Origin of the sequence: Enterobacter sichuanensis (assembly GCF_002939185.1) — a bacterium.
GTDB classification, from domain to species: domain Bacteria; phylum Pseudomonadota; class Gammaproteobacteria; order Enterobacterales; family Enterobacteriaceae; genus Enterobacter; species Enterobacter sichuanensis.
This window is the reverse complement of record NZ_POVL01000041.1, coordinates 26,267-47,963: the sequence shown is the minus strand read 5'-3', so window position 1 is coordinate 47,963 and position 21,697 is coordinate 26,267. Positions and strand designations below refer to the sequence as shown.

The 21,697-nt window shown below is 53.6% G+C and carries 19 protein-coding genes; 7 read left to right on the top strand and 12 right to left on the bottom strand.

Annotated features, from left to right (window positions below; all coding sequences use genetic code 11):
• Positions 1–236, top strand: a 236-nt coding sequence (locus C5687_RS24815; protein ID WP_238380491.1) for a hypothetical protein, incomplete at its 5' end; no start/stop codon positions are given.
• Here C5687_RS24815 and asnB read toward each other — a convergent pair.
• The 5 genes from asnB to nagB form a co-directional block, all read right to left on the bottom strand.
• Complete coding sequence (gene asnB, locus C5687_RS17355; RefSeq protein ID WP_025756349.1) at positions 227–1,891, bottom strand: asparagine synthase B; 1,665 nt, start codon at positions 1,889–1,891, stop codon at positions 227–229. The two genes, C5687_RS24815 and asnB, sit on opposite strands and share 10 nt — an antisense overlap.
• A 249-nt stretch (positions 1,892–2,140) precedes the next feature.
• The gene (nagD, locus tag C5687_RS17350; RefSeq protein WP_025756350.1) at positions 2,141–2,893 is read right to left on the bottom strand and encodes a ribonucleotide monophosphatase NagD; all 753 of its coding nucleotides are present in this window, start codon (positions 2,891–2,893) and stop codon (positions 2,141–2,143) included.
• 45 nt (positions 2,894–2,938) lie between these two features.
• Positions 2,939–4,159, bottom strand: a complete 1,221-nt coding sequence (nagC, locus tag C5687_RS17345) for a DNA-binding transcriptional regulator NagC (RefSeq protein ID WP_095441824.1) — start codon at positions 4,157–4,159, stop codon at positions 2,939–2,941.
• A gap of 8 nt (positions 4,160–4,167) precedes the next feature.
• Positions 4,168–5,316 carry an N-acetylglucosamine-6-phosphate deacetylase gene (gene nagA, locus C5687_RS17340; protein WP_059386044.1) on the bottom strand — a complete coding sequence of 383 codons (1,149 nt, stop codon included), beginning with the start codon at positions 5,314–5,316 and terminating at the stop codon, positions 4,168–4,170.
• A gap of 55 nt (positions 5,317–5,371) precedes the next feature.
• Positions 5,372–6,172: a glucosamine-6-phosphate deaminase gene (nagB, locus tag C5687_RS17335; protein WP_013097568.1), complete on the bottom strand. Its 801-nt coding sequence runs from the start codon at positions 6,170–6,172 to the stop codon at positions 5,372–5,374.
• Positions 6,173–6,500: 328 nt separating this feature from the next.
• Between nagB and nagE the strand changes: the two genes are divergently transcribed.
• The 4 genes from nagE to chiQ all read left to right on the top strand — a co-directional run bounded on the left by nagE (position 6,501) and on the right by chiQ (position 12,579).
• On the top strand, positions 6,501–8,522 hold the full coding sequence (gene nagE / locus C5687_RS17330) for an N-acetylglucosamine-specific PTS transporter subunit IIBC (RefSeq protein ID WP_104557443.1): 2,022 nt from the start codon (positions 6,501–6,503) through the stop codon (positions 8,520–8,522).
• A 169-nt stretch (positions 8,523–8,691) separates the two neighbouring features.
• On the top strand, positions 8,692–10,359 hold the full coding sequence (gene glnS, locus C5687_RS17325) for a glutamine--tRNA ligase (protein WP_104557442.1): 1,668 nt from the start codon (positions 8,692–8,694) through the stop codon (positions 10,357–10,359).
• Positions 10,360–10,805: 446 nt separating this feature from the next.
• On the top strand, positions 10,806–12,203 hold the full coding sequence (gene chiP / locus C5687_RS17320; RefSeq protein WP_025756355.1) for a chitoporin ChiP: 1,398 nt from the start codon (positions 10,806–10,808) through the stop codon (positions 12,201–12,203).
• Between the two features lie 46 nt (positions 12,204–12,249).
• Positions 12,250–12,579, top strand: a complete 330-nt coding sequence (gene chiQ / locus C5687_RS17315; RefSeq protein ID WP_045286162.1) for a ChiQ/YbfN family lipoprotein — start codon at positions 12,250–12,252, stop codon at positions 12,577–12,579.
• Positions 12,580–12,685: 106 nt separating this feature from the next.
• On the opposite strand, the gene fur is transcribed toward chiQ, so the two are convergent.
• The 4 genes from fur to ybfF form a co-directional block, all read right to left on the bottom strand.
• On the bottom strand, positions 12,686–13,132 hold the full coding sequence (gene fur / locus C5687_RS17310) for a ferric iron uptake transcriptional regulator (protein WP_014169146.1): 447 nt from the start codon (positions 13,130–13,132) through the stop codon (positions 12,686–12,688).
• Between the two features lie 290 nt (positions 13,133–13,422).
• On the bottom strand, positions 13,423–13,953 hold the full coding sequence (fldA, locus tag C5687_RS17305; RefSeq protein ID WP_008501067.1) for a flavodoxin FldA: 531 nt from the start codon (positions 13,951–13,953) through the stop codon (positions 13,423–13,425).
• A gap of 155 nt (positions 13,954–14,108) precedes the next feature.
• A complete protein-coding gene (gene ybfE / locus C5687_RS17300; RefSeq protein ID WP_023334913.1) occupies positions 14,109–14,396 on the bottom strand; it encodes a LexA regulated protein in 288 nt (95 codons plus the stop codon).
• A gap of 128 nt (positions 14,397–14,524) precedes the next feature.
• Positions 14,525–15,298, bottom strand: a complete 774-nt coding sequence (ybfF, locus tag C5687_RS17295) for an esterase (protein WP_047958029.1) — start codon at positions 15,296–15,298, stop codon at positions 14,525–14,527.
• A 183-nt stretch (positions 15,299–15,481) separates the two neighbouring features.
• Here ybfF and seqA point away from each other — a divergent pair, with 183 nt between their 5' ends.
• On the top strand, positions 15,482–16,030 hold the full coding sequence (seqA, locus tag C5687_RS17290) for a replication initiation negative regulator SeqA (protein ID WP_059386048.1): 549 nt from the start codon (positions 15,482–15,484) through the stop codon (positions 16,028–16,030).
• A 24-nt stretch (positions 16,031–16,054) separates the two neighbouring features.
• The gene (gene pgm, locus C5687_RS17285; RefSeq protein ID WP_094919168.1) at positions 16,055–17,695 is read left to right on the top strand and encodes a phosphoglucomutase (alpha-D-glucose-1,6-bisphosphate-dependent); all 1,641 of its coding nucleotides are present in this window, start codon (positions 16,055–16,057) and stop codon (positions 17,693–17,695) included.
• 104 nt (positions 17,696–17,799) lie between these two features.
• On the opposite strand, the gene potE is transcribed toward pgm, so the two are convergent.
• The 3 genes from potE to speFL all read right to left on the bottom strand — a co-directional run bounded on the left by potE (position 17,800) and on the right by speFL (position 21,668).
• On the bottom strand, positions 17,800–19,113 hold the full coding sequence (gene potE, locus C5687_RS17280; RefSeq protein ID WP_059386050.1) for a putrescine-ornithine antiporter: 1,314 nt from the start codon (positions 19,111–19,113) through the stop codon (positions 17,800–17,802).
• On the bottom strand, positions 19,110–21,308 hold the full coding sequence (gene speF, locus C5687_RS17275; protein WP_104557441.1) for an ornithine decarboxylase SpeF: 2,199 nt from the start codon (positions 21,306–21,308) through the stop codon (positions 19,110–19,112). The genes potE and speF overlap by 4 nt, the downstream gene beginning before the upstream one ends.
• Positions 21,309–21,563: 255 nt before the next feature.
• Complete coding sequence (speFL, locus tag C5687_RS17270) at positions 21,564–21,668, bottom strand: leader peptide SpeFL (RefSeq protein ID WP_003858645.1); 105 nt, start codon at positions 21,666–21,668, stop codon at positions 21,564–21,566.
• Positions 21,669–21,697: the final 29 nt, after the last annotated feature.

Sequence of the window (21,697 nt, the reverse complement as noted above, 5' to 3'; positions counted from 1 at the left end):
TCTTTTTTTCGCGTTACCTTATCGGCGTTGCGGGGCGCATTATGCGTATAGACCCTTGCAGCGTCAACACCTTTTTCAACGAAAATGGCGGGAATGTGACTGTTTGGTTAGGTTGCGAACAGCATGGCCGAATATTCGGCAATTATTGGTTATTAATCGGTTTTAGCGGAGGAAAAGTGGAGCAAAAAAAATCAGGCCCCGCAGGGCCTGATGATGAAATGATTGATTATTTATAGGCAGACTGGTGAACGCCTACCGCGCGGCCTGATGGATCGTTCATCGCTTTGAAAGATTCATCCCATTCAATGGCTTTCGCGGAAGAGCAGGCGACGGACGGCCCCCCTGGCACACACTCTGCAGCACTTGGTACCGGGAACAGTTCTTCGAAGATCTCACGGTACAGATACGCTTCTTTAGAGCCCGGCGTGTTGTACGGGAAGCGGAAGCTCGCGGTTTCCAGTTGTTGGTCTGAAACCTGTTTCGCCGCCACCTCTTTCAGGGTGTCGATCCAGCTGTAGCCTACGCCATCAGAGAACTGCTCTTTCTGACGCCATGCCACACTTGCCGGCAGGTAGGATTCAAAACATTCGCGCAGGATATGTTTTTCCATTTTGCCGTTGCCACACATTTTATCCTGCGGGTTGATGCGCATCGCCACATCAAGGAATTTCTTATCCAGGAACGGAACGCGTGCTTCTACGCCCCAGGCGGACATCGCTTTGTTAGCTCGTGCGCAGTCAAACATGTGCAGCGCCTGCAGTTTACGCACCGTCTCTTCGTGTAACTCTTTGGCGTTTGGCGCTTTGTGGAAGTACAGGTAGCCGCCGAACACTTCATCAGAGCCTTCACCGGAGAGCACCATCTTAATGCCCATCGCCTTGATCTTGCGCGACATGAGGTACATTGGCGTGGAGGCGCGAATGGTGGTCACATCATAGGTTTCAATGTGATAGATCACATCGCGGATCGCATCCAGACCTTCCTGCACGGTGAAGTGAATTTCATGGTGCACCGTCCCCAGGTGGTTCGCCACTTCCTGCGCGGCTTTCAGGTCAGGCGCTCCTTCCAGACCCACGGCAAAGGAGTGCAGCTGTGGCCACCAGGCTTCAGAGCGCTCCTGATCTTCCACACGACGGGCGGCAAATTTCTTGGTGATCGCCGAGATCACGGAGGAATCCAGACCGCCGGAGAGCAGCACGCCGTAGGGCACGTCAGACATCAGGTGGCTTTTTACGGAATCTTCCAGTGCCTGGCGCAGCTCGGCTTTGTCCGTGACGTTGTCTTTTACGGCATCATAGTCGAACCAGTCGCGCTGATAATACTGACGGATTTCGCCATCTTTGCTCCACAGGTAGCTGCCCGCCGGGAACTCTTTAATGGTGCGGCAAACCGGCACCAGGGCTTTCATCTCAGACGCGACATAGAAGTTGCCGTGTTCATCGTGGCCCATGTACAGCGGGATAATACCGATATGGTCACGGCCAATCAGGTAGGCGTCTTTTTCACTGTCGTACAGGGCGAATGCAAACATACCCTGAAGGTCGTCCAGGAACTCGGGTCCTTTCTCCTGATACAGCGCCAGGATGACTTCACAGTCAGAGCCGGTCTGGAACGCGTAGCGGTCACCGTACTCGGCGCGCAGCGCCTGGTGGTTGTAAATCTCACCGTTAACCGCCAGCGCGTGCGTTTTTTTCTCGTTATACAGCGGCTGTGCACCGGCATTGACGTCGACGATTGACAGACGTTCGTGTGCCAGAATGGCTTTGTCACTGGCGTAAACGCCGGACCAGTCCGGGCCGCGATGGCGCATCAGGCGGGACAGTTCGAGTGCTTTTTTACGCAGTTCGCCCGCGTCAGTTTTAATATCCAGTACGCCAAAAATAGAACACATAACCTTCTCCGTTAACCCTGTTGCATTGTGATGTTGCTTGCTTATGAAAATGCCGCAAAGGGGCAGGGCGCGCAAGCGTTTTACGGGTGAAAACGGAAATAGTGCAATGGCGGTTGCGGATCAGTGAAAAACGCGTATGTGATGAGCGCATTTATTGATGATTATTCAACAAAAGCACCTTTTTGTTAGATGGGGTTGTGTTTTGCATACATAAAAATAAAGAACCACGCCCTGAGGCGTGGTTCGGTATCAGATAATGTCAATTTCGTCGACGGAGGGGTAAATCCAGCTTGGCCGGAACGGCATTGAATCGATGTCATCAAGCTGAGAGACGCCGGAGAGCACCAGAATCGTCTCCAGACCAGCCTGGAAACCGGCCAGAATATCGGTGCGCAGGTTGTCGCCGACAATCACGGTCTCTTCAGAGTGGGCCTGCATCTTGTTGAGCGCGGCGCGAATGATCCACGGGCTTGGCTTGCCGACATAGAACGGCTTGCGCCCGGAGATCTTCTCGATACCGGCGCACAGCGCGCCGCAGGCCGGATAAAAGCCACGGCCATGGGTATCCGGGTTGGTGGCAATAAAGCGCGCACCGTTAGCCACAAAGAAAGAAGCTTTATGCATCATTTCCCAGTTGTAGGAGCGCGTTTCACCCACGATCACAAAGTCCGGGTTGACGTCGGTGATGGTAAAGCCCGCTTTGTACAGCTCGTGGATCAGCGCCCCTTCACCAACCACGTAGGCTTTTTTCCCTTCCTGACGCTTCAGAAAATCCGCCGTGGCCATCGCCGAGGTATAAAACACGCTGTCCGGGACGTTGACACCCGCCGTCGCAAAGCGGTTTGCCAGATCCTGACCGGTCTGAGAAGGGTAGTTCGTGAGAAGAACCAGAGGCATTCCTTTGTCGATGATGCGGTGAAGAAACTCCGCAGCACCCGGCACGGCAACGTTGTCGTGCATCAGCACGCCGTCGATATCACAAATTACATTCTTAATGGTCATGGACATTCCGACATCAAAAAAAGAAGGCGTTACTATAAGGTCCGATTAACTTTCCAGCAAATGCTGCAGCAGAATTCCGTTGAGCATAGCCCGTTTGACCAGCGCGAACGCGCCAATCGCCGAGCGATGGTCAAGCTTTGAACGAACCACCGGGAGGTTCTGGCGGAATGCTTTCAGCGCCTGGGTGTTAATACAGCCTTCAATGGCGGGGAGCAGGACCTTTTCCGCCTCCACAATTTCACCTGCGATCACCACTTTTTGCGGGTTAAACAGGTTAATGGCGATGGCGATGGTTTTCCCCAGATGACGTCCCACCTGTTCGATCACTTCACAGGCCAGCGCGTCGCCTTTATTGGCGGCTTTACAGATGGAGCCTATCTTACAATCGTCCAGCGTCACGCGGCTTTGGTAACCCTGTTCCAGCAGATGGCGAACGCGCTGCTCGATGGCGGTGTTGGCGGCAATGGTTTCAAGGCAACCGAAGTTTCCGCAGTGGCAGCGCTCCCCGAGGGGTTCAACCTGAATGTGACCAATCTCACCGACGTTACCGTTGCGACCAATAAAGATTCGGCCATTAGAGATAATGCCGGCACCCGTACCGCGGTGAACGCGCACCAGAATAGAGTCTTCGCAGTCCTGACTCGCACCAAAGTAGTGCTCAGCAAGCGCCAGAGAGCGAATGTCATGGCCCACAAAGCAGGTCACTTTAAAACGCTTTTCCAGCGCGTCGACCAGCCCCCAGTTTTCAACCTGAATATGCGGCATATAACGGATCACGCCGCTTTCCGGGTCGACCAGGCCGGGAAGAATCACGGAGATGGCGATGAGTTCGCGGATCTTGCGCTGACAGCTTTCAATAAACAGCGCGATGGTGTTCAGCAGCGCATGCTCCAGTGTTTCCTGGGTGCGCTCCGGAAGAGGGTAGTGCTCTTCCGCAATGGCTTTGCTGCTCAGATCGTAGAGCGTGAGCGTGGTGTCATGACGACCCAGCCGGACGCCGATCGCCTGAAAATTACGGGTTTCGGTAACAATGGAGATCGCGCGGCGGCCCCCGGTAGAGGCCTGCTGATCGACTTCTTTGATCAGACCGCGCTCAATGAGCTGGCGGGTAATTTTTGTCACGCTGGCGGGAGCAAGCTGGCTTTGTTCGGCTATCTGGATACGTGAGATTGGACCATGTTGGTCAATCAGGCGATATACCGCCGCACTGTTAAGTTGTTTAACGAGATCGACATTACCGATTTGAGCTTGTCCGCCAGGTGTCATACTTTTACTTACTCAGTGACGACCTCGTTACCATTAACGATGGTCTTAATAATTTTATAATCGTGTGTGAATGCCGTCAGGTTTGCAACCATACCTGGTGCAATTCCGCCAAGCTGTTTATCCACGCCCATTGCACGAGCCGGATAGAGGGTGGCCATACGCAGGGCTTCATCAAGCGCAATCCCGCAATGTTCCACCAGGTTACGCACCCCTTCAATCATGGTCAAAGAGGAACCACTCAGCGTACCGTTTTCATCCACACACAGTCCATTGCGGTAGTATATTGTTTTACCGGCAAAAATGAACTGCTCAATATTTGCACCTGCCGGTGCGGTGGCATCCGTGACCAGACAAAGCTTGTCACCTTTCAGCCGCTTGGCATTGCGAATGTTGGTGTAATCGACGTGTAAACCGTCGGCGATAATGCCGCAGTATACGTCTGGCTCATCCAGAATCGCACCGACCAGACCCGGTTCACGCCCCGTGATATACGGCATGGCGTTATAAAGATGCGTCGCAAAGGTAATGCCCGCGCGGAAACCGGCTTTCGCCTCTTTCAGCGTGGCGTTAGAGTGGCCTGCTGAAACCACAATCCCGGCGGCGGCCAGCTTGCTGATGACGTCAGTGCCGGTCATTTCAGGGGCCAGCGTGACTTTGGTGATCACATCAGCGTTCGCACACATGTAATCCACCAGCTCTGCATCCGGTTTGCGCACGTAATCCGGGTTATGCGTCCCTTTCTTGACCATATTGAGCCATGGTCCTTCAAGGTGCAGACCCAGCGCCTGATTGGGGTGTTTGGCCAGGTATTCACGCATCACGCGGATACCCTGTTTCATAAGATCATCACTGCTGGTGATGAGCGTTGGCAGATAGCTGGTGCAGCCAGATTTCTCGTTGGCTTTCTGCATGATCTCCAGCGTTTCGACCGTCACCGCGTCGGCGGAGTCATTAAATTGCACACCGCCGCAGCCGTTCAGCTGTACGTCGATGAAACCGGGGGAGATTACTGCTCCATTGAGTGAGCGCTGTTCAATCTCCGGCGGCAGCTCTGCCAGCGGGCAAACACGTTCAATCAGGCCATTGGCGATAACAATCGCATGGTCATCCAGAATATCATGGCCGGTATAAATCCGACCGTGGGTTAAAGCGTACATAACGACCCCCGGTTAAAAAAAGCGGCCGCCTCTTGTTGAAGAGGCGGTTATTCAATTACAGACCTTTGATGTTCTCAGCTTCTAACTCGTTGAAGTATTTCAACGTTTTTACCTTCAGCTCCATCGTGGATGGCTCGTCGCAGACGATGACTGATTTTGGATGCAGCTGCAGGCAGCTGATGGTCCACATATGGTTAACGTTGCCTTCAACGGCTGCCTGGAGCGCCTGCGCCTTCACGCTGCCCAGCACCAGAATCATCACTTCTTCGGCATCCAGCAGGGTGCCTACGCCTACGGTCAGGGCGTATTTTGGAACCTGGTTCACATCGCCATCAAAGAAGCGGGAGTTTGCCACGCGCGTGTCATGGGTCAGCGTTTTAATACGGGTACGGGACGCCAGAGATGATGCCGGCTCGTTAAATGCGATGTGACCATCATTACCCACACCGCCCATAAACAGGTGGATTTTACCGTAAGAACGGATTTTTTCTTCATACTGACGACATTCTGCGTCAATATCAGGCGCGTTTCCATTCAGCAGGTTAATATTTTCAGCTGGAATATCAACGTGATCAAAGAAATTGCGGTGCATAAAGCTATGGTAGCTTTCCGGATGATCTTTCGGTAAGCCGACGTATTCGTCCATATTGAAGGTCACAACATGTTTGAAGCTAACCTGGCCTGCTTTGTGCATCTCAACCAGGGCCTTATACGCGGTCAGCGGTGTGCCGCCCGTCGGGAGGCCAAGTACGAAAGGACGATCGGCGGTCGGTTTGAACGCGTTGATGCGGTTAACGATATGGCGAGCGGCCCATTTACCGACTTGTTCAGCAGTTGCCAGGGGAATCAGTCTCATTGTTCACCTCAAGAGTTAAAGTAGAAGAGTGGGCGGATGGCTATCGGGACCTGATACGTAAGCGTAACCTGGAACCTTTCAGGCCGGATCAATCCGTCTTGATTTTTCGAATGATAAAATAAGTTTTCGTTGTTAGCCAGTGAAAGGGAGGGTGAGAAACGATATTTGGTGACAAAAATCACAAAAAGCAGGTGTTTAATTTGCGATACGAATTAATTTTTCACACACTCACAATGCCAGTGAATCATCAACTGTATCTATAGTTCGTGACACAATAAAAAACAGAGCTGAGAACACGCCTTAAACGGGGTCTCATAGGGGGAAGAAAGTGAGTATTCTAGGTTATTTACAAAAGGTTGGTCGCGCACTGATGGTGCCGGTCGCCACGCTGCCTGCCGCAGCCATCCTGATGGGTGTCGGCTACTGGATCGACCCCAACGGCTGGGGTAGCACCAGCGCGCTGGCGGCGTTCTTTATCAAGTCAGGCTCCGCCATTATCGACAACATGTCCGTGTTGTTTGCGATTGGTGTGGCTTATGGTATGTCCAAAGACAAAGACGGTGCCGCTGCGCTGACCGGTTTTGTCGGTTTCCTCGTCTTAACCACGCTCTGCTCACCAGCAGCAGTGGCGATGATCCAAAAAATTCCGGCGGACCAGGTGCCGGCGGCATTCGGTAAGATCAGCAACCAGTTTGTCGGTATCCTTGTAGGTATCATCTCCGCCGAACTGTATAACCGCTTCAGTAGCGTTGAACTGCCAAAAGCGCTCTCCTTCTTTAGCGGCCGTCGTCTGGTGCCAATCCTGACCTCGTTCGTGATGATCGTCGTTGCGTTCATCATGATGTACATCTGGCCGATGATCTTCGACGGTCTGGTTAACTTCGGTGAGCACATTCAGAAACTGGGCTCCATCGGGGCGGGCGTGTACGCGTTCTTCAACCGTCTGCTGATCCCGGTTGGTCTGCACCACGCGCTGAACTCCGTGTTCTGGTTCGACGTTGCGGGTATTAACGATATCCCTAACTTCCTGGGTGGCGCACAGTCCATCGAAGCCGGTAAAGCGGTTGTCGGTATCACCGGTCGCTACCAGGCTGGCTTCTTCCCGATCATGATGTTTGGTCTGCCGGGTGCTGCGCTGGCTATCTACCACTGCGCGCGTCCAGAGAACAAAGCGAAAGTGCTGGGTATTATGATGGCGGGGGCGTTTGCGGCCTTCTTCACCGGTATCACCGAACCGCTGGAATTCTCCTTCATGTTCGTGGCACCTGTGCTGTATGTGATCCACGCTGTGCTGACCGGTATCTCCGTGTTTATCGCTGCCAGCATGCACTGGATTGCAGGCTTTGGCTTCAGTGCGGGTCTGGTGGATATGGTGCTTTCTTCCCGTAACCCGCTGGCGACCCACTGGTGGATGTTGATTCCACAAGGTCTGGTGTTCTTCGCGATCTACTACGTGGTGTTCCGTTTCACTATCACCAAATTCAACCTGATGACCCCGGGTCGTGAGCTGGCTGTGGCCGGTAGCGAAGCGGATGGTCAGGACGTGAACGTGAGCGGTGCGCAGGATCAGGATGTTTCTGGTCTGGCGCGTCAGTACATCGCCGCTGTCGGGGGTTCTGACAACCTGACCGGCATTGATGCCTGTATCACCCGTCTGCGTCTGAACGTGAAAGATTCCTCTCTGGTGAATGAAGCGCTGGCAAAACGTCTGGGCGCGTCCGGCGTTATCCGCCTGAACAAAACCAGCGTGCAGATTATTGTCGGCTTCGTTGCGGAAAAAATTGCCAACGCCATGAAAACAACCGGCCCGGTTGCCGCCGCTGAAGCAGGCGCTGCCCCCGCTGCCGCACCTGCTGCTGCAAAACCGCAGGCCGTACCAAACGCCAAAATCGTTGCTGCGCTGGTTTCTCCTGTCACCGGTGAAGTCGTGGCGATTGAGCAGGTGCCTGATGAAGCATTCGCCAGCAAAGCGGTGGGTGACGGTGTCGCGGTGAAACCAACGGACAAAACCGTTGTGTCTCCTGCTGCCGGTACCATTGTGAAAATCTTCAACACCAACCACGCGTTCTGCCTCGAAACCGAAAATGGCGCAGAGATCGTTGTCCACATGGGTATCGATACCGTAGCGCTGAACGGTCAGGGCTTTACTCGCCTGGTGGAAGAGGGCGCTGAAGTGGTCGCCGGGCAGCCGATTCTGGAAATGGATCTGGACTTCCTGAACGCCAACGCGCGCTCCATGATAAGCCCGGTGGTTTGCAGCAACATCGACGACTTCAGTGGCCTGGTCATTCAGGCGAAAGGTCAGGTTGTTGCGGGCCAAACACCGCTGTATGAGATTAAAGGCAAGTAATCGCTCCTGAGTAGAGTCATGCCTTAAGCGGCGGGGGATCTCCTCCGCCGCTTTTTTTTGCAGCAAATGCCCCCATTATTTTCTTCAGAGCCGTTTTAAGGGTTGTCACTACGTCCGGCTTATAAGATCATATGCCGTTATACGTTGTTTACGCTTTGAGGAATCCACGATGAGTGAGGCAGAAGCCCGCCCGAGTAACTTTATTCGTCAGATCATCGATGAAGATCTGGCCAGTGGTAAGCACACCACGATCCATACCCGTTTCCCGCCGGAGCCGAACGGCTATCTGCACATTGGTCATGCAAAATCAATTTGCCTGAACTTTGGCATTGCCCAGGACTATAACGGGCAGTGCAACCTGCGTTTCGATGACACCAACCCAGTAAAAGAAGACATCGAATACGTTGAGTCGATCAAGAACGACGTGCAATGGCTGGGCTTCAACTGGTCTGGCGATATCTGCTACTCCTCTGACTATTTTGATCAGCTGTACGCCTATGCGGTTGAGCTGATCAACAAAGGTCTGGCGTATGTCGACGAGCTGTCTGCGGATGAAATCCGTGAATATCGCGGTACGCTGACCGCACCGGGTAAAAACAGCCCGTACCGCGATCGCAGCGTGGAAGAGAACCTGGCGCTGTTTGAAAAAATGCGTGCGGGTGGCTTCGAAGAAGGCAAAGCGTGTCTGCGTGCCAAAATCGACATGGCGTCTCCGTTCATCGTAATGCGCGATCCGGTACTGTACCGTATCAAGTTCGCTGAACACCACCAGACCGGTAACAAGTGGTGCATCTATCCGATGTACGACTTCACCCACTGCATCAGCGATGCGCTGGAAGGTATCACCCATTCGCTGTGTACGCTGGAGTTCCAGGACAACCGTCGTCTGTACGACTGGGTACTGGATAACATCACCATTCCTGTGCATCCGCGTCAGTACGAGTTCTCTCGTCTGAATCTGGAATACACCGTGATGTCCAAGCGTAAGCTGAACCTGCTGGTCACCGACAAGCACGTTGAGGGTTGGGATGACCCGCGTATGCCGACCATCTCTGGTCTGCGTCGTCGTGGTTATACTGCCGCGTCTATTCGTGAGTTCTGCAAACGCATTGGCGTGACCAAGCAGGACAACACCATTGAAATGGCGTCTCTGGAATCCTGCATTCGCGAAGACCTCAACGAAAACGCACCGCGTGCGATGGCAGTTATCGACCCGGTGAAACTGGTTATCGAGAACTATCCGCAGGGTGAAAGCGAGCTGGTCTCCATGCCTAACCATCCGAACAAACCGGAAATGGGAAGCCGTGACGTGCCGTTCAGTGGTGAAATCTGGATCGATCGTGCTGACTTCCGCGAAGAAGCTAACAAGCAGTACAAGCGTCTGGTGTTGGGTAAAGAGGTGCGTCTGCGTAATGCTTACGTCATCAAAGCCGAGCGCGTGGAGAAAGATTCGGAAGGTAACATCACCACCATCTTCTGCTCTTACGATGCAGAGACCCTGAGCAAAGATCCGGCGGACGGACGCAAGGTAAAAGGCGTTATTCACTGGGTGAGTGCGCCCCACGCGCTGCCGGTCGAAATTCGACTCTACGATCGTCTGTTCAGCGTGCCTAACCCGGGTGCGGCTGAAGACTTCCTGGCGACCATTAACCCGGAATCACTGGTTATCAAACAGGGCTATGCGGAGCCATCACTGAAAGCGGCTGAAGCGGGCAAAGCGTTCCAGTTCGAACGTGAAGGTTATTTCTGCCTCGACAGCCGTCACAGCACGGCGGAAAAACCGGTATTTAACCGTACCGTGGGTCTGCGTGATACCTGGACCAAGATCGGCGAATAATAACGCTGTATTGGTCAATGAGAGACAAACGCCGCGTATTGCGGCGTTTTTTTTATTTATGATCATATCGTTAAAGCCGGGCTGTAAACCTTTCAATAAAAATATCAGGTCAATGAGGTGCTACTTATTTTCCTGAAAAAAGTTTGTTTGTTTCCATAAATACAGAATGAGGAAAACGTTACAGAGTTTAACGATCTTAACTACTGAAATTTAATGTCTTAGCCCGCCAAATCTCGTCCTCCGGTAAATGTTACAAAGCACTACCAATTATGTGCACTTCGTCATAATCCTGACTTTTGCCCGCTGAAAAGCATTGATAATTCGCGTCGCGAAAAATAACCTAAAGACGGTAGTTAATTCGAGGGTATTTATAACTACCCCAGACCATTAGGTCTTTTTTATTTTCGCCGTTTCAGGCGTTTTAATTCGTCAAAGAGGAATAATCTATGCGTACGTTCAGTGGCAAACGTAGTGCGCTGGCGCTGGCTATTGCCGGTGTGACAGCAATGTCGGGCCTGGTCGTTACCCCAGAGGCAAAAGCGGCGGGTTTCATCGAAGATTCTACCCTTACGGGCGGTATTTATTACTGGCAGCGTGAGCGTGACCGTAAAGACGTTACCGAAGACAAATACAAAACCAACCTTTCTCACTCCACCTGGAACGCCAATCTGGACTTCCAGTCAGGCTACGCCGCGGATATGTTCGGTCTGGATATTGCAGCGTTCACCGCGATCGAAATGGCGGAAAACGGCGACAGCGCCCACCCTAACGAAATTGCCTTCTCCTCCAGCAACAAAGCCTATAAAGAAGACTGGTCCGGAGATAAAAGCGGTATCAGCCTTTACAAGGCCGCAGCGAAATTTAAATACGGCCCGGTATGGGCGCGCGGGGGCTATATTCAGCCAACCGGCCAGACGCTGTTAGCGCCGCACTGGAGCTTTATGCCTGGCACTTATCAGGGGGCCGAAGCCGGGGCGAACTTCGACTATGGTGATGCGGGTGCGTTGAGCTTCTCTTACATGTGGACCAACGAGTACAAAGCTCCATGGCACATCGAAATGGACAAGTTCTACCAGAACGATAAAAAAACCAAAGTCGATTACCTGCACTCGCTGGGCGCGAAATACGACTTCAAAAACGATCTGGTTCTTGAAGCGGCATTTGGTCAGGCAGAAGGTTATGTCGATCAGTATTTTGCCAAAGCCAGCTACAAATTTGATATCGCCGGTAGCCCGCTGAGCACCAGCTATCAGTTCTACGGCACGCGCGATAAAGTCAGTGATGGTGGCGTCAACGACATCTATGACGGTACAGCATGGTTACAGGCTCTGACCTTCGGCTACAAGGTAGGCCAGGTTGATTTACGTCTGGAAGGAACGTGGGTGAAGGCGGAAGGGCAGCAGGGTTACTTCCTGCAGCGTATGACCCCGACCTATGCATCGTCCAATGGCCGTCTTGATATCTGGTGGGATAACCGTTCAGACTTCAACGCCGACGGCGAGAAAGCGGTCTTCTTCGGTGCGATGTATGACCTGAAAAACTGGAACCTGCCTGGCTGGGCGGTGGGGGCTTCTTACGCTTACGCCTGGGATGCAAAACCTGCCGATATGGCCACACCAGACGCTTACTACGATCCAAACTATCGCCTGAAAGAGTCCTCCTACAGCCTGGATGCGATCTATACCCTGCAGGATGGTCGCGCAAAAGGCACGATGTTCAAACTGCACTTCACCCAGTATGACAACCACTCCGATATCCCGAGCTATGCGGGCGGTTACGGCAACATCTTCCAGGATGAACGTGACGTGAAATTCATGGTTATCGCACCGTTCACCATCTTCTGATGAATCGTCTGGCGGGCAGTGCCCGCCGGACAGGAGACTGCACATGATGAAAAAAATCGTAATTGTCGCGCTGCTGGCGTCGGGACTGGTGGCGTGTGCTCAGACTCAGGCACCGAAAGAAGATTCCCGGCTGAAAGAGGCCTATAGCGCATGTATCAATACCGCTGAAGGTTCGCCGGAGAAAATTGAAGCCTGTCAGAGCGTGTTGAATGTGCTGAAGAAAGAGAAAGCGCACGAGCAGTTCGCGACGCAGGAGACGGTGCGCGTGATGGATTACCAGGCCTGTATCCAGGCGCGTAAAACCGGTAACGATCAGGAAGTGGCGAAGCGTTGCGATCAGATCTGGAAAGAGATTCGTAGCAATAACAGTAACTGATTCGCTGTTACCCTGCCCGGTGGCGCTGCGCTTGCCGGGTTTTTTATGCCTGAAAGCATGCCAAAAAAAAGCCAACCTCGCGGCTGGCTCAGAGCATGAACACAAATTATTTTGCGTCGTGCGCGTGATCATCTTCACGGCAATCGCCTTCAGCACAGTGACCATACAGGTACAGGCTGTGGTTGGTCAGGCGGATGCCATGACGCGCCGCGATTTCACGCTGACGCGCTTCGATGGAATCATCGCTAAATTCAATGACCTTGCCGCAATCGAGGCAGATCAGGTGATCGTGGTGCTGCTGCTGGGTCAGTTCGAAGACAGATTTTCCGCCTTCAAAATTATGACGGGTAACAATGCCCGCGTCATCAAACTGGTTCAGCACGCGATAAACGGTAGCCAGCCCAATCTCTTCACCCATGTCGATAAGACGTTTATAAAGGTCTTCCGCACTGACATGGTGATTGTCTGGACCCTGAAGCACTTCGAGGATTTTTAACCGAGGAAGCGTAACTTTCAGGCCAGCCTTCTTTAATGCGGTATTGTTGTCAGTCATGCGGAATCTGTCCTGTTGCTAAACGATTCACTTCTTAGGAAGTGACAGAAAATGCACCTGGGATAATGCGTCTCATTATAGAACTGCCATGGCTAAATGAAAACTGCAAGTCTCAGGCAAAATATGCTTATAAAAACGTGGTATCACCAACAAACTTGCGCAATGGAAAACCACGTTTTATCAGGGAGACATTGTACAGGTCTGGACGAAAAAGTTAAAAGATTGTAGCGATTAATTTAATCGGTTTGACCTGGAACACGGGCGCAACCGCCGTTGCGCCGTGATAAAACTCAGGCGTTAAGAATATCGTCCAGATGCAGCTCTTCGCGGATCTGCTTCACCCACTTCTCAACACGCTCTGCGGTCAGTTCTGGCTGACGGTCTTCGTCGATGGCCAGACCCACGAAATGGTCGTCATCCGCCAGGCCTTTAGACGCTTCGAAGTGGTAACCGGCAGTCGGCCAGTGGCCAACAATCACGGCGCCATTTGGCTCGATGATGTCGCGGATAGTGCCCAGCGCGTCACAGAAGTACTCGGCGTAGTCTTCCTGATCGCCACAGCCAAACAGGGCAACCAGTTTACCGTTGAAGTCCACTTCTTCCAGCGTCGGGAAGAAATCATCCCAGTCGCACTGGGCTTCGCCGTAGTACCAGGTCGGAATGCCCAGCAGCAGGATGTCATAGCCTTCGAGGTCTTCTTTGCTGCTCTTGGCGATGTCATGCACATCAGCAACGTCTTTACCGAGCTGTTTTTGAATGTTTTTTGCGATGTTTTCGGTATTGCCGGTATCACTGCCGAAGAAAATGCCGATGATTGCCATGAGTAAAATAACCTCTTGAAACTTAATAGTATGGTGGCGCAATTTGGCCACGGATAAGGGCAATAATAGCAGAACTGGCAACCCTGCGGAAACAGCTATCACGCAGGACTGCACTCTGTGCTACATGAAAAGGGTCATTAAGGGGATTTTCAGACTTATGCCTGGCTGCGCAACGTCTCAAGCTGGGCGATCAACATCTCTTCAATGAGTTCGCTGCGGCTGATATTGCGCGCGTCAGCCAGCTCATTCAGCGCATCGACGGCGTCGGCGTTAAGCTTCAGTTCGACACGCTTAAGCCCACGATTTTTATCGCGTTTAAGCTGATTGCGTTTATTGATACGCAGCTGTTCATCGCGCGAAAGCGGATTCGTCTTGGGTCGTCCCGGGCGACGCTCATTCGCGAACAGATCTAGTGTCGTACGGTCCGTTTGTTCTTTGGCCATGATTCTGAGACTTCGGGGGAAACACGCCGCCCTGCTAATGCCCGGGCGATAAGCGCGCCATCATACATCACCAAAAACGGCGCGCCAACGACTGGAAGCCCGCAGCCTTCCAGTCGCTCTCTTTTTAATCAATTTGCCGTATCAGAGAGATAGCGACGAATGGCGCGCAACACGGCGTCAGGTTTTTCGGCATGAACCCAGTGTCCGGCACCGGCAATGACGTGGGCTCGCGCCTGAGGGAATTGCGCCAGTATAGCGTCGCGGTACGCGTCGGTAACATAAGGAGAGTTACCGCCACGAATGAAGAGGGTAGGGTGTGGCCAGGCAGGTACCGTTTCCCAGCCCACGATGTTGTTGTACTGCGCCCAGAGCACCGGCACGTTAAAACGCCATTGTCCGTCCACAAACGATTTCAGCAGGAACTGCACAACGCCTTCTTCGTCCAGATGGTCACGCATGACGGCCGCCGCCTGTTGGCGGGTCGCGACACCCGCTTCGGTGACCGCATTGATGGCGGCAAAAATGTCGTCATGACGGCGAACGTCGTAATCGACAGGCGCGACATCAATCACCACCAGGCCGTTAATACGCTCCGGCGCACGCGCTGTGAGGGCCATCACCGCTTTGCCGCCCATTGAATGCCCGATGAGGGTTACCTTCTGCAGGCCGTTGGCGTCCAGCGTATCCAGCAGATCCTGCGCCATCGCGGCATAGGTCATCTCGTCTGAACGCCCGGAAAGACCGTGATTGCGCATATCGACCTGCAAAATATCGTGGTCAGTAACCAGATCGCGCGCCAGCACGCCCAGGTTATCCAGACTGCCAAAAAGCCCGTGAACCAGTACGATGGGAGAATTATTGTTCGGCGATTGTGCAGTTTGCGCTCGGGTATTCAATTTCATGGCAAAGTTCTTTTTTTACGTATGTCAGGTTAGGGTATCATGTTGACCATTCTGCCGCCCGGCTGCAAGGTTCCAGTTTAATCTGACTTTTGTGGCCAACCTGGTTTGACGCTATCCGCTGTTGGGATTTGACCTTATAATCCCAATGACTTGTATTCAGATAAGATATCGCACTGGATTAAGATGAAAACAATCGAAGTTGATGACGAACTCTATCAGTATATTGCCAGCCAGACGCGGCATATCGGGGAGAGCGCGTCCGACATTTTACGGCGCATGCTTAAAATTTCCGCCGCTTCACAGCCTGCTACCCCAGTCACCAAAGATGTCGTGTCTCAGCCGAGCGTTGTCGCACAAGCAAAACCTGCCGTGACACCGGCAAAAGATAAAGTGCGCGCGATGCGCGAGCTGCTCCTGTCCGATGAATATGCGGAGCAGAAAAAGGCGGTTAACCGCTTTATGCTGGTGCTGTCTACACTTTATTCACTGGATAACAATGCGTTTGCTGAAGCGACCGAGTCGCTTCACGGTCGTACTCGCGTCTATTTCGCGGGTGATGAGCAGACGCTGCTGCAAAATGGCAACCAAACCAAACCCAAACATGTCCCTGGCACTCCGTACTGGGTGATCACCAATACCAATACGGGCCGCAAGTGCAGCATGATTGAACACATCATGCAGTCCATGCAGTTCCCGGCGGAATTGACTGAAAAGGTTTGCGGTACAATTTAACCCTTGCATCAGAAGGACCCGGTAATGGCAAATCACAGCCGTGCAGGCCAACCTGCACAACAAAGCGATTTGATTAACGTCGCTCAGCTGACCGCGCAGTATTACGTGCTGAAACCGGTCGTGGGCAACGCAGAACACGCAGTGAAGTTTGGTACATCTGGCCACCGCGGTAGCGCGGCGCGCCACAGCTTTAACGAACCGCACATTCTGGCCATTGCTCAGGCCATTGCGGAAGAGCGCGCTAAAAACGGCGTTACCGGTCCGTGCTACGTGGGGAAAGATACCCATGCCCTGTCTGAACCGGCGTTCATCTCTGTTGTGGAAGTGCTGGCTGCAAACGGCGTCGATGTGATTGTTCAGGAGAACAATGGCTTCACCCCAACGCCTGCGGTCTCTAACGCTATCCTTGTGCACAATAAAAAAGGTGGCGCGCTGGCGGACGGTATCGTTATCACGCCATCCCACAACCCGCCGGAAGACGGCGGCATCAAATACAACCCGCCTAACGGTGGTCCGGCTGACACCAACGTCACCAAAGTGGTGGAAGATCGCGCCAACGCCTTGCTGGCAGATGGCCTGAAAGGCGTGAAACGTATTTCTCTGGATGCCGCCATGGCGTCGGGTCACGTGAAAGAACAGGATCTGGTTCAGCCGTTCGTGGAAGGGCTGGCGGATATCGTCGATATGGCGGCGATTCAGAAAGCCGGTCTGAAACTGGGCGTGGATCCGCTGGGCGGCTCCGGTATTGAATACTGGAAACGTATCGCTGAGCATTACAAGCTGGACCTGACTATCGTGAACGATCACGTCGATCAGACCTTCCGCTTTATGCACCTCGATAAAGATGGCGCGATCCGTATGGACTGTTCATCAGAGTGTGCCATGGCGGGCCTGCTGGCGCTGCGCGATAAATTCGACCTGGCGTTTGCTAACGACCCGGATTATGACCGCCACGGTATTGTCACCCCGGCTGGGCTGATGAACCCGAACCACTATCTGGCGGTTGCGATTAACTACCTGTTCCAGCACCGTCCGCAGTGGGGCAAAGAGGTGGCTGTTGGTAAGACGCTGGTCTCTTCAGCCATGATCGACCGCGTGGTCGACGCGCTGGGCCGCAAGCTGGTGGAAGTACCGGTTGGCTTCAAATGGTTTGTTGACGGTCTGCACGACGGCAGCTTCGGCTTCGGCGGTGAAGAGAGCGCGGGGGCATCTTTCCTGCGCTTTGACGGCACGCCGTGGTCAACCGATAAAGACGGCATCATCATGTGCCTGCTGGCGGCGGAAATCACCGCGGTCACCGGTAAAAACCCGCAGGAACATTATAACGACCTGGCGGCACGCTTTGGTGCGCCGAGCTATAACCGTATTCAGGCCAGCGCGACGTCTGCCCAGAAAGCGGCGCTGTCGAAACTCTCTCCTGAGATGGTCAGCGCAAGCACCCTGGCGGGCGACCCGATCACTGCCCGTCTGACGGCGGCACCGGGTAACGGCGCCTCCATTGGCGGACTGAAAGTGATGACCGACAACGGCTGGTTCGCGGCGCGTCCATCCGGTACGGAAGATGCGTATAAAATCTATTGCGAAAGTTTCCTTGGCGCTGAGCACCGTCAGCAGATTGAGAAAGAAGCGGTAGAGATTGTCAGCGAAGTGCTGAAAAACGCGTAAGTACGGTTCTGGTGCGGGCTGATACCCTCACCCCGGCCTTCTCCCACGGGGAGAGGGAGAAAACATAAAAAACGGCAACCCTCGGGTTGCCGTTTTGCTTTTACCTAGCTGTGCTTATTCTTCAATTCAAACCGTGGTGACACCAGACCGTACAGCGTCCAGCCCATAAAGGTCACCATCGCACCATACAGCATCGCCTCCTGCCCGGATGAGTAGAGCGCATAGAAGCTGTAAATCGCCCCAATCAACGCCACGATGTTCGCCGCGCGCGCTTTGCGTGGTTCCACTTTCGCGACCTTCTGAATAATCACCAGCGCCGCCATCGACAGAATATACGGAATGATATTCGTCACGACCGCCAGGTTGACGAGCACGTTGAACTGGCTGTTCAGCGACGGGCTGATGGTCATCAGCGACAATCCGCTCTGGAAGATGACAATCGCTAACATGCCCTGCACCGGCGCATCGGCTTTGGTCACGCGGGAGAAGATTTTCGGGAAGTAGCCTTCATCAGCCGAAGATTTAAATACCTGAGCGATAGTAAACTGCCAGCCGAGAAGTGACCCGCAGCAGGACATCACCATCAGACCCATGATCACTTTCCCGACGCCTGGAGTGAACATCTGCGCAAAAGCCAGCCCGAACGGCGCCGTGGAGTTTGCCAGGTCCATGTTCGGCACGATGCCTGCAATCACGTTCGTCGAGACGATATAGATCACCGCCGCGCCGAGCGTGCCGCCAAGAACGGCAATCGGAACGTTCTTTTCCGGATTCTCCACCACTTCCGCATTCGCGCAGGCGGATTCCAGGCCGAGGAAGGCCCACAGCGTCATGGCGATAGAAGAGCCCACTGCGGTAAAGAACGGTACATGGTGCGGGTTCCATGAGTTAGCGTACAGGGTCGGGCTGAACCAGAACCAGCCGATGATGCACAGGCCGACAACCGGAATAATTACGCCCCAGACGGTGATGCTGCTGAGCTGGCCGGTGATGCGCGCGCCGCCAAAGTTGGCCACGGTGCAGATCCACAGTACGCCGATGGTGGCTAAACCAATCTGTACCGGGCTAAGCGTCGCGCCAAACAGCTCTGTGCCGTAACCGACGGCGGAAATAGCAATGGCCACGTTAGCGATCAGCAGCGACACCCCGTAGGTATAGTTGGCCATAAAGTTGCCGGACTTACCAAAGGCATATTCGGCATAGCCCCCCATACCGCCTGACTTGCGGCTGAACATTCCGCACTTGGCAAACGCCCATGCCAGCGCCATTGAACCTAAGGCGGTCACCAGCCAGGAGATAATCGAAATGGTCCCCACTTCTGCAAGCTTGGTGGGCAGCATGATGATCCCCGATCCCATCATATTCACCATAGTGAGGATGGTGAGCTGCATTACGCCCATCTTATTGGACTTACTCATAATTTCTCTCCTTTCAGCAGCGCGGGCTGAGCGGCGGGTTGTTTGATGACATTGCAGCTAACCTGTTTGCGACCCTCGCACTCTTCGACGTAGACCCCCTGCAGCTCGGGCGCAAAGCCCGGTAACAGGTTGATGCCTTCTTCCAGCGCGGCAAAGTAGCGCAGCACGGAACCGCCCCAGACTTCCCCCGGGACAACGCATAGCACCCCTGGCGGATAAGGAAGGGCGCCTTCAGCGGCGATGCGGCCTTCCGTGTCGCGCAGGGGTACCAGTTCGACCTCGCCGCGCAGATAGGCGTAGTTCGCGTCCTGCGGGTTCATCATCACGCGTGGGAAGTGAGATTTGCGGAACATCTCTTTCTGTAGCTGTTTCACGTTGTGGCGGGCGTACAGGTCATGCATCTCCTGGCAGATCTGGCGCAGGGTGTAATCCGCGTAGCGATCCGGATGTTGTCTGCAGATGGAAGGCAGCACCTCTTTTAACGGGGCATCGCTCTCGAGCAGTTTTTCGAAGCGGACCAGCTGCGCCACCAGCTGCTGCAGTTTGCCCATATCTTCCGCTGGCGTGAGCAGGAACAGGATCGAGTTGAGATCGCATTTCTCCGGCACAATGCCATTTTCACGCAGGAAGTTGGCGAGGATAGTGGCAGGCACGCCAAAGTTGTCATACTCGCCGGTGCGGGCGTTAATGCCCGGCGTGGTCAGCAAGAGCTTGCACGGGTCGATAAAATACTGGTGCTCAGCGTAGCCTTCAAAAGCGTGCCAGTGTTCACCCGGCACGAAATGGAAGAAACGCAGGTCGGTCGCAATTTCCGCCGTGTCCCAGCTTTCCCAAGGACGACCATCTACCGTTTCGGGTACGAACGGACGCAGGTAGTGGCAGTTCTCCAGAATTAATTTTCGCGCTTCGATACCGTTCACCACGCAATCCATCCACATGTTGCGGCCGCTCTGGCCTTCATGCATCCGGGCGTTGATGTCCAGCGCGGCAAACAGCGGATAGAACGGGCTGGTGGAGGCGTGCATCATAAAGGCGTTATTCAGCCGCTTATGCGGGACATAGCGCTGCTGGCCTTTGATGTGGCTGTCTTTCTTGTGGATTTGCGAGGTCTGTGAGAAGCCCGCCTGCTGTTTGTGCACAGACTGGGTCACCAGGATCCCCGGATCGTTTTCGTTCAGCTCCAGCAGCAGCGGAGAGCAGTCGGCCATCATCGGAATAAACTGCTCGTAACCCACCCAGGCCGAGTCAAACAGGATGTAATCGCACAGATGACCAATCTTATCCACCACCTGACGGGCGTTATAGATGGTGCCATCGTAGGTACCCAGCTGGATCACCGCCAGGCGGAACGGACGCGCATCGCGTGCACGGCCAGGCGCCACCTCTGCCACAAGCTCGCGCAGATAACGTTCATCAAAGCAGTGGGCGTCAATACCACCGATAAAACCGTACGGGTTGCGCGCGGTTTCCAGATAGACCGGCGTAGCGCCTGCCTGAAGGAGGGCACCGTGATGGTTGGATTTATGGTTGTTACGGTCGAACAAGACCAGGTCACCCGGCGTGAGCAGGGCGTTAAGCACCACTTTGTTAGATGATGAAGTGCCATTCAGTACGAAGTAAGTCTTATCGGCATTAAAGACTTTGGCCGCATGCTGCTGGGCGATGCACGGTGCGCCTTCGTGGATCAGCAGGTCCCCCATCGCCACGTCGGCGTTGCACAGATCGGCACGGAAAAGCGTCTCACCAAAGAAGTCGACAAACTGGTTCCCGGCAGGGTGACGGCGGAAGAATTGCCCGCCCTGATGCCCCGGGCAGTCAAACGCACTGTTGCCCTGTTTCACATAATCGACCAGGGCGCGGAAAAACGGCGGGCGCAGCTGGGTTTCATACTTCTGCGCTGCCGCTTCAAGTTGACGTCCATAAAAGTCGTTGCTGGTGTCTGAATACTCAAATACGCCATGAATGCGTGATAAATAGTCTGCCGGGATGATCTCTTCTTTGTGCGTCGCGACAAAAACAGGAATACCAAATCCGGTGGCTTCTATTTCGTCCAGTATACCGTCGGTAATATCGCTGACGGCCAGAACAATAGCGGCAACATCAATATAATCCGAGGCCCGTACATCCACCAGTTCACGCTGGGTGGTAAAACAATCCGGACAGGCACGGCTGGCTGCAATTTTTAAACTGTTCATCTTGCTCTCTTTATTTTAGGTAATAAAAGTCCCTCGATTTCTTGCAAAAAAGAAATCGATAATTTTCCGGAAAAAAAAGCAAAAGGTGGCCGCTGATTAAAAATCAGTGAATTGCTTTTTTATGATGGCAATTCAGTCCGCCCGGTGCGGATGAGTCTGAATCACGTTAAATGAGCGCACGAGGCTACAGGCAACAGCCTGTAAAATAGGGAGTTTCAGGATAACCTGTAAGCGAGTGCGCCAGAAGTCGAAGGACTACCGGGCATTAAAGAGATGAAAGTCAAAGCAGTTTCGGTGGGCAAACATCATGATATGTGTTGTCCGCCTTATATGGGGCATTAAACGATTGTTGTTTTCCATGTTTCATTTTCCTTTCAGTAATTGAAAGC

Coding starts and splice junctions, on each gene's coding strand:
- asnB (WP_025756349.1), bottom strand. CDS start 1,891: ATGTGTTCTATTTTTGGCGTACTGGATATTAAAACTGACGCGGGCGAA.
- nagD (WP_025756350.1), bottom strand. CDS start 2,893: ATGACCATTAAGAATGTAATTTGTGATATCGACGGCGTGCTGATGCAC.
- nagC (WP_095441824.1), bottom strand. CDS start 4,159: ATGACACCTGGCGGACAAGCTCAAATCGGTAATGTCGATCTCGTTAAA.
- nagA (WP_059386044.1), bottom strand. CDS start 5,316: ATGTACGCTTTAACCCACGGTCGGATTTATACCGGCCATGATATTCTG.
- nagB (WP_013097568.1), bottom strand. CDS start 6,172: ATGAGACTGATTCCCCTGGCAACTGCTGAACAAGTCGGTAAATGGGCC.
- glnS (WP_104557442.1), top strand. CDS start 8,692: ATGAGTGAGGCAGAAGCCCGCCCGAGTAACTTTATTCGTCAGATCATC.
- chiP (WP_025756355.1), top strand. CDS start 10,806: ATGCGTACGTTCAGTGGCAAACGTAGTGCGCTGGCGCTGGCTATTGCC.
- chiQ (WP_045286162.1), top strand. CDS start 12,250: ATGAAAAAAATCGTAATTGTCGCGCTGCTGGCGTCGGGACTGGTGGCG.
- fur (WP_014169146.1), bottom strand. CDS start 13,132: ATGACTGACAACAATACCGCATTAAAGAAGGCTGGCCTGAAAGTTACG.
- fldA (WP_008501067.1), bottom strand. CDS start 13,953: ATGGCAATCATCGGCATTTTCTTCGGCAGTGATACCGGCAATACCGAA.
- ybfE (WP_023334913.1), bottom strand. CDS start 14,396: ATGGCCAAAGAACAAACGGACCGTACGACACTAGATCTGTTCGCGAAT.
- ybfF (WP_047958029.1), bottom strand. CDS start 15,298: ATGAAATTGAATACCCGAGCGCAAACTGCACAATCGCCGAACAATAAT.
- seqA (WP_059386048.1), top strand. CDS start 15,482: ATGAAAACAATCGAAGTTGATGACGAACTCTATCAGTATATTGCCAGC.
- pgm (WP_094919168.1), top strand. CDS start 16,055: ATGGCAAATCACAGCCGTGCAGGCCAACCTGCACAACAAAGCGATTTG.
- potE (WP_059386050.1), bottom strand. CDS start 19,113: ATGAGTAAGTCCAATAAGATGGGCGTAATGCAGCTCACCATCCTCACT.
- speF (WP_104557441.1), bottom strand. CDS start 21,308: ATGAACAGTTTAAAAATTGCAGCCAGCCGTGCCTGTCCGGATTGTTTT.
- speFL (WP_003858645.1), bottom strand. CDS start 21,668: ATGGAAAACAACAATCGTTTAATGCCCCATATAAGGCGGACAACACAT.